The sequence below is a fragment of the Enterococcus sp. GPZ-007 genome, from assembly GCF_059374735.1.
In genome coordinates this window covers 1-1,601 of the sequence record NZ_JCAFYN010000094.1, presented here as the reverse complement: position 1 = coordinate 1,601, position 1,601 = coordinate 1, and the positions used below count along the sequence as shown (strand labels likewise).

Annotated in this window: 1 protein-coding gene; it reads right to left on the bottom strand. The window is 39.2% G+C overall.

The genetic code is table 11. The features are described 5' to 3' along the window. Window positions 1-105: 105 nt before the first annotated feature. Window positions 106-1,290: an IS110 family RNA-guided transposase gene (locus AC4J95_RS20995; protein ID WP_494551538.1), complete on the bottom strand. Its 1,185-nt coding sequence runs from the start codon at window positions 1,288-1,290 to the stop codon at window positions 106-108. Window positions 1,291-1,601 lie beyond the last annotated feature (311 nt).

Here is a 1,601-nt window from a genome sequence, read left to right as displayed (position 1 = left end):
GAAAGACTAACTATATAAAGTCAAGTCCAAATGATTAAAATTCTTCTGAAATCAAATAACATTTTTTGTGCATGACAAATAAGCATCAGAAGAATCACTTTTTCGTTACTGACGGATTTTGTAGGGTTCATTTTTCATTAGTATTGCATGAATGATGTAACATAGTTTTCTAGAAACGGCACCAATCGCGGTCAGATGATGTTTCCCTTCTGCACGCTTTTTATCGTAAAAGGCTTTGAGCGTTGGATCATGTTGAGACGCGACTAAAGAGGCTTGAAACAGCGCTTTGCGTAAATACGGAGACCCTCGTTTACTCATCACATTATGCGTAGCTTCATACTGTCCAGATTGAGTAACAGAGGCGTCAATTCCTGCATAGGCAACTAGTTTTTTAGGATTCGAGAATCGATGAATATCGCCGATCTCGCTGAGAATTGTTGCCCCGGTGACTGTTCCAATACCAGGGATTGTCACGATAACAGAATTTAACGAGGTCATCAATTGTTCAATCTCATTTTCTGTTTGCTTAATCTGTTCTTCTAAAAAACTGAGTTGTTCAATCATTGATCGTAGTTGAAATGTAAATGCCTCTTGCGCAAAACGAATACCAAAAGACTGTGAAGCAGCGGCTTTTAGCGCTTCAGCCTTAATCAAGCCAACACGATTGCGACTCGCTTGTTTCAAGGTTTCAGCTAATGTTTCGGCAGAAACTTGATTGAATTCATCGAGGGAAGAAAATTCGGAAAGCACCGCTTTAGAAGCTTTTCCGAAAACACCAACTTTTGAGAAGACGGTCTCGTATTCAGGAAATACTTGGTCTAATACAGCAATGATTTTTCGCTTGAAATCACCAGCGGTTCCGACCAGATACGAACGATAGCGCGTGAGTTGTCGCAAAGAAAACAGTGTTTCATCTGCTAAAGAGGTGTCGTTAAACGAACCGTAGCGAATCAAATCGGCAATCAAAACGGAATCAATAATGTCATTCTTACGCTTGCGGATTTCGGTTCCTTTCCGCCAACCATCAGTTTGAATCGGATTGATGACGTGAACAAAATAGCCTTGTTCATCAAGAAAGGAAAAGAGGGCTAACCAATAATGTCCAGTAGCTTCCATTCCAACAAGAAAATCAGTTGGTTCAGAAGAAAAGGATTCCAGTTGGTTCGTCAGGCTAAAAGCACCTTCCATGGAGTTAGGAAAAGAGAAACCTTTAAGCAGAATTTTTCCTTCTTCATTCATCACCGATGCAACGTGTGTTCGTTTACCAATATCAATACCAAGATAGAACATAAGAACACCTTCTTGAAAAAGATTTAGATTGATTGCCACTCAACTGAAAAGCGTCACTACCTTGTTCTAGATACGGAGTCAGGGAAAAAGCCTGCAACATCTAACTCATTCGCAAACTGCTTAACAGAGAGAGGGATCAGTCTTTCAAGTACGAGTTTTAGACACTCAAGGATAAGACGATCCAACCTCTCAATCTATTAAGTATATTTTCTCAAATGAATGAGGAAATACCAATAAAAAGATAACAAAGGTTCATAGGGTTCTCCTACAATAATTGGAAGATTAAAACCCTAAATATAATATACAAGGAT

Coding starts and splice junctions, on each gene's coding strand:
- AC4J95_RS20995 (WP_494551538.1), bottom strand. CDS start 1,290: ATGTTCTATCTTGGTATTGATATTGGTAAACGAACACACGTTGCATCG.